At 67.8% G+C, this 14959-nt stretch carries 13 protein-coding genes; 4 read left to right on the top strand and 9 right to left on the bottom strand.

Going from position 1 to position 14959, the window contains the following annotated elements; genetic code table 11:
• Positions 1 to 178: 178 nt before the first annotated feature.
• From HWN72_RS11020 to HWN72_RS10980, 9 genes are all read right to left on the bottom strand, one after another.
• Entirely contained in the window at positions 179 to 1930 is a 1752-nt protein-coding gene (locus HWN72_RS11020; protein WP_375154521.1) for a chloride channel protein, read from the bottom strand.
• A gap of 176 nt (positions 1931 to 2106) precedes the next feature.
• Positions 2107 to 2901 carry an SDR family oxidoreductase gene (locus HWN72_RS11015; protein ID WP_008831169.1) on the bottom strand — a complete coding sequence of 265 codons (795 nt, stop codon included), beginning with the start codon at positions 2899 to 2901 and terminating at the stop codon, positions 2107 to 2109.
• 136 nt (positions 2902 to 3037) lie between these two features.
• Complete coding sequence (locus HWN72_RS11010; protein WP_069708056.1) at positions 3038 to 3481, bottom strand: Rrf2 family transcriptional regulator; 444 nt, start codon at positions 3479 to 3481, stop codon at positions 3038 to 3040.
• 135 nt (positions 3482 to 3616) lie between these two features.
• Positions 3617 to 4270, bottom strand: a complete 654-nt coding sequence (locus HWN72_RS11005; RefSeq protein WP_008831171.1) for a YjbE family putative metal transport protein — start codon at positions 4268 to 4270, stop codon at positions 3617 to 3619.
• Positions 4267 to 5337, bottom strand: coding sequence for a hypothetical protein (locus tag HWN72_RS11000; RefSeq protein ID WP_008831172.1), 1071 nt, complete (start codon positions 5335 to 5337; stop codon positions 4267 to 4269). The genes HWN72_RS11005 and HWN72_RS11000 overlap by 4 nt, the downstream gene beginning before the upstream one ends.
• Positions 5330 to 6403, bottom strand: coding sequence for an AbrB family transcriptional regulator (locus tag HWN72_RS10995; RefSeq protein WP_211150294.1), 1074 nt, complete (start codon positions 6401 to 6403; stop codon positions 5330 to 5332). The genes HWN72_RS11000 and HWN72_RS10995 overlap by 8 nt, the downstream gene beginning before the upstream one ends.
• Before the next feature lie 102 nt (positions 6404 to 6505).
• The gene (locus tag HWN72_RS10990) at positions 6506 to 7807 is read right to left on the bottom strand and encodes a CitMHS family transporter (protein ID WP_008831174.1); all 1302 of its coding nucleotides are present in this window, start codon (positions 7805 to 7807) and stop codon (positions 6506 to 6508) included.
• A gap of 41 nt (positions 7808 to 7848) precedes the next feature.
• Positions 7849 to 9333, bottom strand: coding sequence for an OprO/OprP family phosphate-selective porin (locus HWN72_RS10985; RefSeq protein ID WP_008831175.1), 1485 nt, complete (start codon positions 9331 to 9333; stop codon positions 7849 to 7851).
• Complete coding sequence (locus HWN72_RS10980; RefSeq protein ID WP_008831176.1) at positions 9330 to 10427, bottom strand: ABC transporter substrate-binding protein; 1098 nt, start codon at positions 10425 to 10427, stop codon at positions 9330 to 9332. Before HWN72_RS10980 ends, HWN72_RS10985 begins: the two co-directional genes overlap by 4 nt.
• Before the next feature lie 96 nt (positions 10428 to 10523).
• On the opposite strand from HWN72_RS10980, the gene HWN72_RS10975 reads away from it, so the two are divergent.
• The 4 genes from HWN72_RS10975 (at position 10524) to HWN72_RS10960 (ending at position 14702) form a co-directional block, all read left to right on the top strand.
• Complete coding sequence (locus HWN72_RS10975; RefSeq protein WP_008831177.1) at positions 10524 to 11189, top strand: response regulator; 666 nt, start codon at positions 10524 to 10526, stop codon at positions 11187 to 11189.
• Positions 11186 to 12559 carry a sensor histidine kinase gene (locus HWN72_RS10970; protein WP_211150293.1) on the top strand — a complete coding sequence of 458 codons (1374 nt, stop codon included), beginning with the start codon at positions 11186 to 11188 and terminating at the stop codon, positions 12557 to 12559. The genes HWN72_RS10975 and HWN72_RS10970 overlap by 4 nt, the downstream gene beginning before the upstream one ends.
• A gap of 104 nt (positions 12560 to 12663) precedes the next feature.
• Complete coding sequence (locus HWN72_RS10965; protein ID WP_211150292.1) at positions 12664 to 13341, top strand: response regulator transcription factor; 678 nt, start codon at positions 12664 to 12666, stop codon at positions 13339 to 13341.
• Positions 13338 to 14702 carry a HAMP domain-containing sensor histidine kinase gene (locus HWN72_RS10960; RefSeq protein ID WP_211150291.1) on the top strand — a complete coding sequence of 455 codons (1365 nt, stop codon included), beginning with the start codon at positions 13338 to 13340 and terminating at the stop codon, positions 14700 to 14702. The genes HWN72_RS10965 and HWN72_RS10960 overlap by 4 nt, the downstream gene beginning before the upstream one ends.
• Positions 14703 to 14959: the final 257 nt, after the last annotated feature.

The raw sequence follows: 14959 nt of genomic DNA, 5'->3' as shown, positions 1-14959 counted from the left end.
AAGGGACACCTCCTGCCAGCGGGAGGTGTCTCTCCAATTCAAAATTACGTTGTCACCCCCGCGAAGGCGGGGGCCCAGCTGATGACCGTGCAACATGCGATGTCATCAGTTGGGTTCCCGCCTTCTCGGGAATGACGAGGTAGGAAGACGACGGACCGGCCGGGCGCACCGCGCGCCCTCAATTCTCCCCGAACAGCTCCCGCTGCGAGGCTTCGATTTCCTCGAAGTAGCGCCGCCTCGCATGCCGTTCGGTCACCACGCCGACGACGTTGCCGACGCCGTCCACCACCGCCAGTTCGTCCGCCACGGCAAGGTCGAAGGCTTTCAGCATCGCCCGGATGTCCGTGACCGGCGATAGGGTGTTCGCCTGCAGCGTCGCCAGCGTGCCCACTTGTGTATCGGGCGCCAGTTCGGGATTGTACGCCGAAGCCGTCGCCACGATCCCGGCGTAGTGCCCCTCGTCATCGAGCAGGATCGCCTTGCTCGTCGAACCCAGCGGCACTTGCGCGCGGAAGTCCGCGACCGAGAGGCTGGCCGCTGCGCTCTTCCAGTCCTTGCGCATGATGCGCCCGGCCGTCAGCGCCAGCATCCAGCCGATATCGCGCGGGGACCGGATGATCGAGCCGCGCACGTGCAGGCGCCAGGTGGAGAACGAATAGCCGAAGGTCTCGCGGGTCAGCGCGCTCGACACCAGCGAGGCGGTCAGCACAACGCCCATCAGCGCGAAGTCGTGGGTGGTCTCCAGCATCAGCATGGCGAGCGTCATCGGGCCGCCTACCACCGACACCGCGAGCGCGGACATGCCGACCAGCGCTGCGTCGTTGATGTCGAGCGCGATACCCGCCATCGATGCCAGCGCGGCGAAGATCAGCCCGACCAGCGAGCCGATGAACAGCGAGGCGAAGAACAGGCCGCCGCGAAATCCGAAGGCGATCGAGATCGCGGAGGCCAGCACCTTGAGCACCAGCACGGTGACGAGAAACTGGAGCGCCGGTTGCATCGCGATGTTGAGGTGCATCGCTCCGTGCCCGGCGGAAAGCGTCTGCGGTGTCACCATGGCGAGCGGCATCAGCAGGAATCCGCCGATCACCGGCTTCCAGCGTGCGATGCGACCGCTTACGCCCTGCATCTTCTGCTCCGCGAAGGTGACGAGACGCATCATCGCGATGCCCACCAGCGCGCAGGCGAGGCCCAGGATGGTGTAGATGAAGTAGTCGCCGGTAGTCAGTGTCCGGTCGGCGGCGGTGGCGATGAGGTAGGGCTCCACCCTCAGCGCCCGCGTCACGAAGGCGGCGCCCAGCGCGGCAGCCACGACCGGGGCGATCGCGGCGGGCGTATACGTTCCGATGACGATCTCGAAGGCGTAGAACGCACCCGCCAGCGGCGCTCCGAACGCGGCGCCGACCGCCGCGCCCGCGCCCGCGCCGACAAGGGTGCGCATGTCCGAGCGGCGCAGCTTGAACCACTGCCCCAGCACCGAGGCGACGCCGCCGCCCATCTGCGCGTAGGCCGCCTCCAGCCCCACCGATGCACCCGCGCCGTTGGAGAGGATCGTCTGGACCGAGATCACCAGGTTGTCGACGAAGGGAATGCGGCCGCTGTGCAGCGCGTTGGCCTCGACGACGTCGATCGGGGCGCGGCGGCGGGTTTTCAGGAAATGCGTCATTGCCACCAGCACCAGCCCGCCCAGCGGCAGCGCCAGCAGCCGCCACCAGTTGCGGATCTCGCCGAGCGCACTCAGGCGGTTGTCGCCGATGCCGTAGAGCAGTCGCTGGATGGCGTGGGCGATGAAGCCCTGCAGGTTCGTCAGCCAGCCCGCCGCCAGCCCGGCGACGAGGGCCAGCACGATGAAGGCCATTTCGCTCGACCGCAGCCGCTGGCGCTGCCGGATGGCCAGGGCCTTGAGAGCGTGAATCCCCATGCGTCGCATCGGGCCGATTGGGCCGGGCAGGGAGGGGGAGTCAAGCGGAAGTAAGATGGGAAAAGACCCACCCCCAGCCCCTCCCGCAGGCGGGAGGGGAGAAACAGCGCCACACCCTCCCGCAGGCGGGAGGGCCGGAAGGCTTGGGAGCGCAGCGACCTAGCCGTACGGGGTGGGCCGGACGGTTACTTCGGCGGCATGCGGATCGCGCCGTCGAGGCGGATGCATTGGCCGTTGAAATAGATGTTGCGCACCAGTTCGAGCACCAGCGAGCCGAACTCCTCCGGATTGCCGAGACGGCGCGGGAAGGGCACCGCCTTGCCGAGATTCTCGTACACTTCGGGCGCATGTTCCTTGACGCGCAGCATTGGCGGCGTCGCGAAAGTGCCCGGCATGATCGCGTTGACGCGGATGCCGAGGTCCATGAGGTCGCGCGCCATCGGCAGGACCATCGCGTTCACCGCGCCCTTGCCGCCGCCGTAGGCGACCTGACCGATCTGTCCGTCCTCTGCGGCGGCCGAGGAGGTGAGGATGATCGTGCCGCGTTCGCCGTCATCGTTCAGGGTCTCGGCCGTTGCCATGCCCAGCGCCGCGATCGAGGCGACGCGGTAGGAGGCGGTGAAGATTCCTTCGGCCGACTTGGCGATCTGCTCGGTCGGCGTGCGCTTGTAGCCGCCGGTCTTCTTGTCGAACGAGACGGTCTTGCCGCCGCCCGCGACGATTGCGCAGTGGACGACGATGCGCTCCTGCCCATGGGCCTCGCGCGCCTTGGCGAAGCCGGCCTCGACGCTCTCCTCGCTGGTGATGTCGACGTTGCAGAACACGCCGCCGATTTCCGCCGCGAAGGCTTCGCCCGCTTCCTCGCTGATGTCGAAGATGGCGACCTTGACGCCTGCATCGGCCAGCGCCTTCGCACTCGCCCGGCCAAGGCCCGAGGCGCCGCCGGTGACCACGGCGGCAAGGGTGTTGTCGATCTTCATGTTCATCTCCCCGAATCGTATCGAGGGTCTGGCTAGCGCAGCCCGCTCCGCCGTGTCGCGGCGCCGATGCTAACCCGGTGCAAGTATCGCTCGGGCGTCCCCGCGGTTCTGGCGCCCATGCCCTCGGACGGCGTCGTCAGAGCGCCTGATCGGTCGGGGCGAAAGCGCGGAAAATACGCCGCAGATCGTCACGTCGGGTCAGTGCATCGGCCAGCGTGTAACGGTCAAGCACGTCGAGGAAGGCGCGCGTCGCCTCGTTGAAGACGCGCGGCAGGGTGCAGGCGGTGCGCACTATGCAGTTTGTGCAGTCGACCAGCTGGAAGCCGGTTTCGGTATGCCGTACGACCTCGCCGACGGTGATCTCGTTCGCCTGGCGGCCCAGCCTCAGGCCTCCGCCACGACCGCGCACGGTTTCGAGAAACCCGGCCTGGCCAAGATCCTGCACCACTTTCATCAGGTGGTTGCGTGAAATGTCGTAAGTCTGCGCGATCTCGGCGATCGAGGAGAGGTCCCCTTCGTCCCGCGCACCGACATGCAGCAGGACGCGCACGGCATAGTCGGTGTAACGGGTCAGTTGCACGCAGGCGTTCCGAAGCTGGTCATCGGATACTCATGCCGTGCAAGTACAGTGCGATGCAACCCGTGCCGATACAATGTCTCATCGCGGGGCGGTCGGACGGCAGGCGGTTCGCCGCCTGCCGTCCGCATCTATCGTTCAGAACAGGGCAATGATTCCGCGCGAAGGATCGACGAGGCCCTCCCAGATCATCTTGCCCGCGACCCACAGGATCACCAGCAGGCCGACGTAGGCGAGCCAGCGATAGGTCTCGATAACGCGCGCCAGAACGTTGGCGGCGATGCCCATCAGCGCGACCGAGAGGATCAGGCCGACCGCGAGGATGCCGGGGTGGTCGCGCGCGGCGCCCGCGACGGCCAGCACATTGTCGATGCTCATGCTGACGTCGGCGACGGCGACGGCCCATGCCGCGCCGGCGAAACTGCGCGGAGCGACCTTGGCGATGGTCGAGTCGGGTTCGTCGTCGCTGCGGTCCTCGCGCAGTTCGCGCCACATCTTCCATGCCACCCAGATCAGCAGCAGGCCGCCCGCGAAGACGAGCCCGACGATCTGCATCAACTGGCTGACCACGAGCGCGAAGGCGACGCGCAGCACCAGAGCGGCGATCACGCCGATCATGATGACCTTGCGGCGCATCGCGGCCGGAAGCCCGGCGGCGAGCGCGCCGACGACGATCGCGTTGTCGGCGGCCAGCATGATGTCGATCAGCACCACCTGCCCGAAGGCGGACAGCGCAGCCGGTGAGCCGATGTTGGAGAAGTCGGCAACAATGTGCTGCCAAAGGTCAGTCATGCGATATTGTCCCTGTTGGTCCACGCGCCGCGGATGGCTGCGACGAGGAGGTCTGCGTAGCGCCAGCCTATGGCGGCGGCGGCGATTGTGGAAAGGCTATCCTCATGGTCGCGGCCGGGTCGGCCCGCGCCGGTGAGGTTGGGTTTGATGTTGACGTCGAACAACAGGTAGTCGCCGGTCGCGTCCTGGCGGCAGTCGATCCGCATCGGGGTGCGGATGCCGATGATCGCGGCGGCCTGCTCGCAGGCGGCGGTGACCGCGACGATGGCCGGGTCAGCGCATTCCTCGCCCGTCATCGCCGCGCTGTTGGTGCTGACGGGGACGTCGCCGTTGTAGGGCGCGACGTCGTCATGCTGGTCGAAGCGGCGGACCGGGGGCAGGGCGAAGGGCTTGCTCTCGCCTTCGCGTGCGGCTGCGGGCATGACCGTGATCGTGATTTCCTGACCGGGCAGGAACTGCTCGATCATGATCGCGGTGCCGAACTTGCCGCCTGCGACGATGGCCCGGGTGCTCGCGATCATCTCTTCGCGGCTGCGCGCGACGCTGACGCCCTGACTGCCGCGACCGCGCAGGGGCTTCACCACCAGCGGGAGGTGCCCGGCGAAGGCGGCAAGCTGAGCCTCGATATCGGGCGCGGCGCCGTCGACCACCCAGGAACCGGCGACGGGCAGGCCCTCGGCGGCGAGGAGGGCGTTGGTGGCGGCTTTGTCGTCCACCTCTTGCATGGTGCGCGGATCGGCGCTGACCACCCATGCGCGGCGGCTGGCGGCTTCGATCGGGTGGCCGTCGAACACGACGGTGTTGGCCCAGAGCAGCGTCGCGCCTGCTGCCAGCGCGGCGTCGATGCCTTCGGGCGTGTCGGGCCAGACCCAGTCGAATACCGAGGTCGGATCGGGATCGGCCACCGGGGTCACCAGCGTGCAGCCGACCGAGCGCAGGGCCACGCCCATGTCGGCGCCGCTGTCGGAATAGCCGCCGGGCTTGGCGTCCTTGCGCTGGCCGTCGATCACCGGCGGCTCGATCGCCTGATAGAGAATGGCGATCTTTTCGGTGAAGGGATCAGGCATCTCGGGTTCCCATGAACTTGAACGCAGCAGGCGCGCCGATGATGACCAGCACCACGCGGACGAGGTGGTGGACGACCACGAAGCTTGCCTCCAGTGCGAGGCTGAGGGCCACCATGCTCATTTCCGCCACGCCGCCGGGCGAGTAGGCCAGCGTCAGCAGCGCCGGGTCCAGTTCGGTAGCCCAGCCGATGCCGAATGCCCAGACGAAGGTTATGACCAAGAGGATCGCGGTCGATCCCGCCGCCAGCATCAGCGTGCGCAGCAGCGTCGGCAGGTCCAGCCCTACGAAACGGCAGCCGATCGTCGCGCCGAGGCCGACCTGCGCGGCGGCGATGGCCCATGCCGGGATGTGGAAGTCGCTCAGGCCCGTCAGGTGGATGGCGGCGCTGACGAACAGCGGCCCCATCAGGTGCCACGCGGGCAGTTTCAGCGCGCGGCCGATCACGCTGCCGACGATCATGCAGCCGAGCGCCCATGGCAGCAGGGTCCAGTCGGCCACGCCCGAAACCTGGGGAGGAAGCGGGGCGTGGCCGGTCTCCGCCTCGAACAGGCGGATGAGGAAGGGGAGGATGAAGACGACGAGGAAGATCCGCGCGCCGTGGATCAGGCCGATCGTGCGCTCGTCCGCGCCGCGCTCGGAGCCGAGGACGACCATCTCGGCGATGCCTCCCGGCATTCCGGCGAAGTAGGCGGTGGGCGGGTCGAACTTTGCGATCATGCGGAAATAGAAGACGCAGGCGATGGCGGCGCTGGTCAGGAACAGCGGTAGCAGTGCGATCGGCACGATCCACTGCGCAGCCTGCGCGGCGATGCCGGGGTGGAACGCACTGCCCAGCACGACGCCGAGCACGGCGGACATCGGCCTGCGGGTGGCGGAATTCGCGGCGATCGGCAGGCGCGCGATGCTGCCCGCCGCGCACGCGGTCATCGATCCCAGCACCCACGGCAGCGGGGCATGGATCGACCAGAAGAAGGCGCCGCCGCACGCGCCGACGGCGAGTGCGGCGATGAAGCGCAGGATGACGCCCAGCGTCCCCGCGTCACCGATGATCCCCCGCACCGTCATTGCGAGCCCCGCAGGGGCGCGGCAATCCAGCGCGGCATGAGGCCGTCCTGGATTGCTTCGCTATGCTCGCAATGACGAAGGGGAGAGATCATCATGCGGCATTCACCCCACGAACGGGAAGGCCAGCACCGCCATGCCCACCACGGTCATGACGAGGCAGCACAGCGCCGCCGGGACCAGCGTGAACTTCTGGTGGTCCGCCAGATCCACGCCGGCAAGGCTCACCAGCAGGTAGGTCGAGGGCACCAGCGGGCTGAGCAGGTGGACCGGCTGGCCCATCAGCGAGGCGCGGGCGATCGCCATCGGCTCGACGCCGTAGTGCGCCCCGGCTTCGGCCAGGATCGGCAGCATGCCGAAGTAGAAGGCGTCGTTCGAAATGAAGAACGTGCCCGGCAGGCTGATGAGGGCGGTGATGGGCGCCATGTAGGGGCCAAGGACCGGCGGGATCAGGCCGACGACTTCCTTGCTCATCGCCTCGACCATGCCGGTGCCCGACAGGATGCCGGTGAAGATGCCGGCCGCGAAGATCAGCGAGACGACCGAGAGGACATTGCCCGCATGGGCGCTGATGCGCTCCTTCTGCGACTGGGTGTCGGGGTAGTTGGCGATCATCGAGATCGCGAAGGCCAGCATCATCAGGATCGGCAGCGGCAGCACGCCCCAGACCAGCAGCACCAGCAGCGCGACGACGAGCGCGCCGTTGAACCAGATCATCTTCGGGCGGCGCGCTTCGGGCCACTGCGAGACGGCGAGGTCGCTGGCTTCCAGCGCGGCGAGGTTCTCGACCTTGCCGATGCGGCGGCGTTCCTTGCGGCCGAAGTAGATGGCAAGGCCGATCAGGAACGCGAGGCCCGCGATCATGCCCGGGATCAGCGGCAGGAACAGCGCGGCCGGGTCCAGCTTCAGGGCGCTGGCGGCGCGCGCCGTCGGCCCGCCCCACGGCGTCAGGTTCATCACGCCGCTCGTCACCATCAGCAGGCAGACAAGGTAGAGGCGGTTCATGTCGTAGCGCTTGTAGAGCGGCAGCATGGCGGCCATCGTGATGATGTAGGTGGTCGACCCGTCGCCATCGAGGCTGACGAGCGCGCACAGGACGACCGAGCCGATCAGGATCAGCATCGGGTCGCCATGGACCAGCCGGATCAGCTTGCCGACCAGCGGGTCGAACAGGCCGGTGTCGGTCATGGTGCTGAAGAACAGGATCGCGAACAGCAGCATGACGCCGGTTGGCGCAAGGTTCTTGACGCCGTCGATCATCATGTCGCCCAGCCCGGCGTGGAAGCCGGCGAGAAGCGCGAACGTGGTGGGCACGACGCTCAGCGCGACCAGCGGGGTCATCCGCTTGGTCATGATGAGCGTCATGAAGGTGGCCACCATCAGGAAGCCGATAAGGGCGAGACTCATTGTTGGTCCCCGGTTCTGGTCATGGTTTGAAAGGGAAAGGCTTAGAAGGTGACGCCGACGCGCGCGGTGAGCGTCTCGCCGTCATCCTTGCCGGTGTAGATCCCGGCGGTGTTCTCGGTGTTCCAGTGGATCGCGTTGACCTGGAAGCGCACGAAGCTGTTGAGATACCAGTTCGCGCCCAGCGTCGCCGCCCAGCCCTGAGCAGGCGTGGCGATGTCCTTGAATTCCAGGTTCTCGTAGCGCGCGGTCAACTCGATCGCGCCCGGGCCGCCGTCGAAGACGGGGCGCAGCACCTTGGGCTGGCCAAAGCTGCCGAGGCGCGGGTTGTAGGGCGGCAGGTCGCCGGTGATGAAGAAACCGCCCGAGACGCTCCATGCCTGCGTGACGAAGTCCGGGCGTCCGTTGTCGAGGCGCGCATGGCGTTCGCCCGCCTCGGCCATGACCCACAGCGGGCCGGTGTAGCCGCCGAGTTCCGCGCCGTAGCCGGTGGTGCCGGTGCCGCCGATGATGTCGCCGGTCGACAGGCGCAGCGCGCCGTTGAAGCGGCCGCCGATCACGGTGCTCCGGCCCAGCGTGTTCTTGCCCGGCTGGAGGTGCTCGTCGAAGCCCCAGATGCCGAGGTGGAGCACCTGACGCGGGCTCTTGATCGGGTTCCAGTGCGCGCGGGCGATCACGGTGCGGTTGTCCGAGGTGGACTGGTCGCCGTCGATGCGGTCGCCGGTGACGGTGAGCGAGGCGTGGCCGGTCTTCCAGAACAGGCGCGGCATGATGCCCAGGCCATAGAAGGCGCGCTGCGGGATGATCGCGGTGGCGACCACGGTGCGCTCGGCGAACGGGGTGGAGTCCGAACCGGTGGAGCCTTCGAAGCTGCGGTCGTTGAACAAGTGGCCGACGCGCACGTCGTAATCGAGGCCGGGCGCGATCTTGTTCTTCCAGCCGATGAAGGCGGTGACGACATCGACCGCGTTCTCGGAGAAATCGCTCTCGAACTGGTAGAACAAGTGGCTGCCGACGGTGCCTTCGAGGCCCATGCGCAGCGCGCGCATGCCGGTGGTCGTCAGGTTGCGGCCGTCGTACTTGGAGCCACGGGTGGTGCTGACGTCGGTGATGATGCGGCCGCGCGGCTTGAAGCTGAAGGTGCCGTCGCCCGAGTGGAATACCGGCAGGCCCTGGCCCCATTCGGTCGTCACGTCCGTCGCGGCGACGGCGGTGGCGCGCACGCGCTCGATGTCGCGCTCGGCGGGGCCGGGGGGAAGAAGCTGGGCCGCATAGGGCTGGGTCGAGAGGATGGTCGGCGCGGCCTGCTCGGGTTCGGCGGCAGCGACTACGGGAGCGCTTTGCTGCGGCGCTGCTGCAGCGGTGCGGGTGGCTTCCAGCGCATCGACGCGCTGGCGCAGCGAGGCGATCTCGGCGGCCTGCGCGCGCACCAGATCGGCGAGTTCGTCGCGCGTCGGCGCTTGCGCCAGCGCGGGGTTGGCAACTGCCAGTGCAAGGAATGCTGCACTGGCCATCAGAGTACGGGTCATGGTTTTTGTTCTCTCCCAGTGACCAGAGCGGCGTTCCATTCGCGCAGGAATCGCTGCCGGGTCAGGTGATCCAGATTGACGAGAAGTTGAGGGCCGACGCGCACTACGCGCGTCTGCTGCGTAGGCAGGCGGCGGGCGGGTACGTCGGTGCGCACCGGCCACAGACTGTGCCGGGCAAGCTGGGCCTGCCCGGCGCGCGAAAGAAGGAAATCGAGGAACAGCTTCGCCGCCGCCGGATGGCGCGCGTCCCGTCCGATGAAGGCGATGCGCGAAGTGACGAGCGTGTAGTCCTTGGGGAACACCACACCCAGCTGCGGACTGCGGCGCGCCTGCTCCAGCGCGTAGGAGCCGATGACATTGTACGCGATCGCCAGCTTGCCGGAGGCGACGCCCGCCAGCATCGGCTGGGTGCTGATTTCCAGAACGGGGCGCGTCGCGCCGATCGCCTCGACCAGCGAGCGGGTGTCGCGCGTCGCGAGGAAGTCCTGCGAGAGATAGAGGTAGCCGGTGTTGGAGCGGGCCGCATCGAACGTCGCGACCTTGCCGGTGAATTCGACGCGGCGGCGGCGGAGCAATTCCTCGAGTGCCTGATGCGTGCGCGGGGCCTGTGCGTCCGATATGATCCTGCGGTTGTAGACGAAGCCGATCGGCTCGGCGGTGACGCCGTAGCCCATGTTCTTCCACACCGCCGTTTCGGGCAGGGCGGGCTTCTCGGGGCTGGCGTACTGCTGCGCGTAGCCGTCGTTGATGAGCTTGATCTGCTGGTCCATCGCCGAGGACCACACGATGTCGGCCGAATACTGGCGGCTGCGCGTCTCGCGGGTGTAGCGCTGGTACATCTCGGTCGAGCCGATGTCGGCGTAGTAGACCGCGATGCCGGGGAAGAGCCGTTTGAACTCCGCCACCACCGGCACCATCTCGGCGCGGTCGGCATTGGCGTAGATGCGTACCTTGCCGTCGGCGCGGGCGTCGGCGATCAGCGTGTCGTAGCTGCGCGGATAACCGGAGGGGCGCTGCGGCGCCTCGGGCTTCTGCGCGGCTGCGGGTCCGGCCAGAAGGACCGCTAGTGCCAGAACAGGGGTGAAAGAACGCATTGTCGACTCCTCTCGCTTTCCGCCTCTATGTTCGGATAAGCAGCGCTCGATGATGTACGTTTTCAACCTGTCACTGACCTTTCATGGATTTCGATCGTGAGAATCCTCATCGTTGAAGACGACGCGGCACTGGCACGGGGCATCCTTTCGCTGCTGCGCGCGGCGGGACACGCGGTCGATCACGTGGCGGGCGGGGAGGAAGCGCTGTCGGTTTCGGCGACCGAGCCGTATTCGCTGGTGATCCTCGACGTCGGCCTGCCCGACATCGACGGGTTCCAGGTGCTCGCTCGCCTGCGCGCGCGGGGCGACCAGTCGCAGGTGCTGATGCTGACCGCGCGTGACGGCCTCGACGACCGGGTGCGCGGCCTCGACCTCGGCGCCGACGATTACTTGCGCAAACCCTTCGAGGTGGAGGAACTGGAGGCCCGCGTGCGTGCGCTGGGCCGCCGCCGGGGCGGCGACGCCGCGCCCGAGATCGCCATCGGGGCGATGACGGTGAACCGCTCTACCGGCCGCGTCGAGGTGGCGGGGCGCCTGATCGAACTGCGCCGCCGCGAATGGGCGGTGCTGGAGGCTCTGGCGGCGCGGGCGGGCCAGATCGTCAACCGCGAGACCTTGCAAGCCGAGGTCTTCGGCTTCGACGATCCGGTCGGTTCCAACGCGCTGGAGGTCAACGTCACCCGCCTGCGCAGCAAACTCGCACCCGACGGCCCAGCGATCCGCACCGTGCGCGGGGTGGGTTACATGCTCGACCGGTCATGAGCGGCGGTGCGGGCAGAGCCATTTCCCTGCGCTTCCGCCTTCTGCTGGCGATGTTCGGGCCGCTGGCGGCGCTGGCGCTGGTGCTGGGACTGCTCGGCTGGGTACTGATTTCCGACGTCGTGCGCCGCACCAACGACCGCGTGCTGGGCGGCGCGCTGGGCGCCATCGCCGAGACCGTGCAGGTGGAGCGCGGCGAAGTCACTCTCGACCTGCCGCCCGCCGCTTTCGGCATGCTGGAGAACTCCGAGCGCGACAACGTCTACTACCGGATCGCCGTGGGCAATACGTTGCTCACCGGCTACGCGGATCTGCCCGCGCCCGACATTTCCGTGCTCTCCGTCGATGAGCCGCGCTTCCGTTTCGCGCAGTTTCGCGGCCAGCGCATCCGCATAGCCGAGATCCGCCGCAACTTGCCGCGCATCGATGAGCCTGTGGTGGTGCAGGTGGCCGAGACTCTGCAGAACCGTAATTCCCTGCGCGACAAGCTGATGATCGCGCTGCTGATCGGCGAGTGCGTGCTGGTCGGCATCGTGCTCCTGCTGATCCGCCCCGCGCTCGGGTGGAGCCTGCGGCCGCTCTCGGACCTGCGCGGCGTGATCGAGGCGCGTGATACCCGCGCCGCACCCGATCTCTCGCCGCTGCGCACCGGACCGTTGCCGACCGAACTGCGCCCGCTGTCGCGCTCGTTCGACCGGCTTCTGGCGCGGCTTGACGATGCCACCACCGGCATGCGCCGCTTCACCGCCGATGCTTCGCACCAGATGCGCACGCCGCTCTCGGTGCTCAAGGTGCAGGTCGCGCTGGCGCGGCGCGGCTCGGGTGAGGCGCTGCACGAGATCGAGGAGGCGACCGACCGCCTCGAACGCCTGCTGACGCAGCTCCTCACGCTTGCCCGTGCCGACGAGGCGGGGGTGCTTCCGCCTGACCACGAGATCGATCTCAAGGAACTGAGCCAGCACGTGATCTCCCGCCGCATCCGGCAGGCGATCGAGGCGGACGTCGAATTGCTGCTCGAGGCCGGAGACGGGCCTTACCGCATCCACGGACATCGCACGCTGGTGTTCGAGATGCTGTCCAACCTCGTCGACAACGCAATCCGCTACAATCGCCCCGGTGGCATGGCGCAAATCGAACTGAGTGCGGAAGCGGGCGTGGTCCGGCTCGCGGTGGTCGATACGGGCCCCGGCATTCCGGCCGAACTGCGCGAGATGGCGATGTCGCGCTTCGCCCGGCTGCAGGGCGAGCGCGGGCCGCCCGGCAGCGGCCTCGGCCTGGCCATCGTCAAGTCCACCGCCGAGCGCATGGGCGCACAGCTCGAACTCGGCGATGCGAAGCCGGGCCTGCGGGTGACGGTGACTTTCACGGTTTGACGATCGCTGCCATCTCGCTGGTGGTCATGCGGGAATCCGGGCACTATGATGGGGCAATTCACCCTCGCGCTTTCATGGAGCGCAATTTCACGGGGCACGTCCGCATGAGCCTGCAGATCCTCCTGGTCGAGGACGATTCCCACCTTCGCCGCCAGCTTACCGAGCAACTCGGGCATTTCGAGCACGAGGTGCAGCCGGCCGGGGACGGGCAGGAGGCGCTGTCGCTGCTGGGCAGACGGCCCTTCGACGCGGTTGTGCTCGACTGGATGCTGCCGACGATGGACGGCGTCACGCTGCTCCGGGAGATGCGCGGGCAGGGCATGACCATGCCGGTGCTGATGCTGACCGCGCTTGGCCAGACGCTCGACAAGGTCGAGGGGCTGGAGGCGGGCGCCGACGACTACGTGGTGAAGCCGGTCGATCCGCTCGAACTGAACGCGCGGCTCAATGCCCTCGTGCGGGCGCGGCGGACGACCGAGCAGCCCAGTGATACGATTGCTGCGGGCGATATCGTGATCAGCCCCTCGCGCCTCATGGTCTGGCGCGGCGGACAGCCGCTGGCGCTTTCGCAGACCGAGTTCCGGCTACTGCTGGCCCTCGCACGCGATGCCGGCGAAGTGGTGACGCGACCCATGCTGATCGAGCGGATCTGGGGGCAGGACTTCGAGACCACGACCAACATCGTCGATGCCCATATACGCCAGTTGCGCGTCAAGCTGTTGCAGCACGGTGACGATCCGATCGCCACCGTGCGCGGCATGGGGTACGTGCTGCGGGCATGAGGCCGCTCCCCCGGTCCCTGCGCGGCCTCACCGTGGTGTTCCTCGCGCTGTTCCTGACGGTGACGGCGCTGGCGGGGTTCGGAACCTTCTTCGCGACCGCCTCGATGGTGCGGGTGCTGGTGGATGAGCGCATCGAGTCGGAGAGCGAGACGCTGGTGCCGAGGGGGACCACTCCGAACCGTGCGGAACTGAGCCAACATATCATGGAGATGGCGCGGCAGCGCGATACCGGCGACCTCGGCGTGCTGCTGAGCGATGCGCACGGGAACCCCATCGTCGGCAATGTCCGGCTGAACCGGGAACTGCCGCTGGGTTACTCCACGCTCGGACGGCAGGACCGGATCGCGGGGCTCAGCGCGGGCCGCGTGCTGGTCCGCGAGATCGGCGGCGGCATGCGCCTTGCCATCTTCGCCGAGACGGAGCCGGTCGACAACTATTTCGCCGCGCGCCGCCGGATCTACTTCGCCGGGTTCGGCGCCATCGTGCTGGTGGTGCTGTGGGGACTGCTGGCATTTCGGCGCCTGGTCGGCAAGCGCATCGACGCGGTGCGCCACACGGCGGAATCGATCATCGAGGGCGACCTTGCCCAGCGCGTCCCGATGCCCGGCGACGGCGGCGAGTTCGACCAGCAGGCGGGTGCCTTCAACCGCATGCTCGACCGCATCGGCCAGCTCATGGGCGAAATCCGCAACGTTTCCAACGACATCTCGCACGAGATGCGTACGCCGCTGGCACGGCTGCGCAACGAACTCGCGCTGCTGGAGCAAAGCGCCGCCGCCGAGCCGGTGCGCGAGCGGGTGGCGATGGCGCGGATGCAGGCGGACGAACTGCTCGGCATGTTCGCGGCCATGCTGCGGATCGCCGAGATAGAGGACGGATCGCGCCGCGCTGGTTTCCGTCGATTCGACCTGGCCGAACTGGCGACCGAGATCGTCGAGATGGTGCAGCCCGTCGCGCAGGAGCGCGGCCAGCGCGTGCTGATGGAACGCGCCGACGAGGCAAAGCTGGTCGGCGACCGGCAGCTTCTGTCGCAGCTTCTGGTCAACATGCTGGAGAACGCGGTTCGGCATACCCCTTCGGGCACGCGGATCAGGGTTTCGATCGCGCGCGAGGCGCAGGCGGTGGTGCTTGTCGTCACCGACGATGGCCCGGGTATCCCCGCAAGCCAGCGCGAGCATGTGATGCGCCGGTTCGGACGGGTCGAGCGGTCGGGCCAGAATGGTGGGCATTATGGTGGGCAGGGCGGTGGCCATGGCCTGGGTCTGCCGCTGATGGAAGCGATCGTGCGCCTTCACCGGGGAACGTTGGCGCTTGAGGATGCCGGGCCGGGGCTGCGCATCGTGGCGCGGTTGCCGGTTTGAAGCACCGTCGTCATCCCAGCAAAGGCTGGGACCTCATGCCGACAAAACCCAACTGTCGACAGGTCGTCTGAACGACAGCGAAGGGTAACACGCCAGCGGTCCCAGCCTTCGTTGGGATGACGGGCTATATCTCGTGGCTCTCTGCAAACGCAAAAAGACCGGCGTAACGCGGGGGATGCGTCACGCCGGTCCAGTAGCTGATCGCGCGGGAGGCGGTTTGAGCGCCTTTCCCATCGTGAAAGGGCAGGCACTCGCCC

This window comes from Novosphingobium sp. HR1a, assembly GCF_015594425.1.
Classification (GTDB): Bacteria; Pseudomonadota; Alphaproteobacteria; order Sphingomonadales; family Sphingomonadaceae; genus Novosphingobium; species Novosphingobium resinovorum_A.
This window is presented reverse-complemented; position numbering and strand designations above follow the sequence as displayed.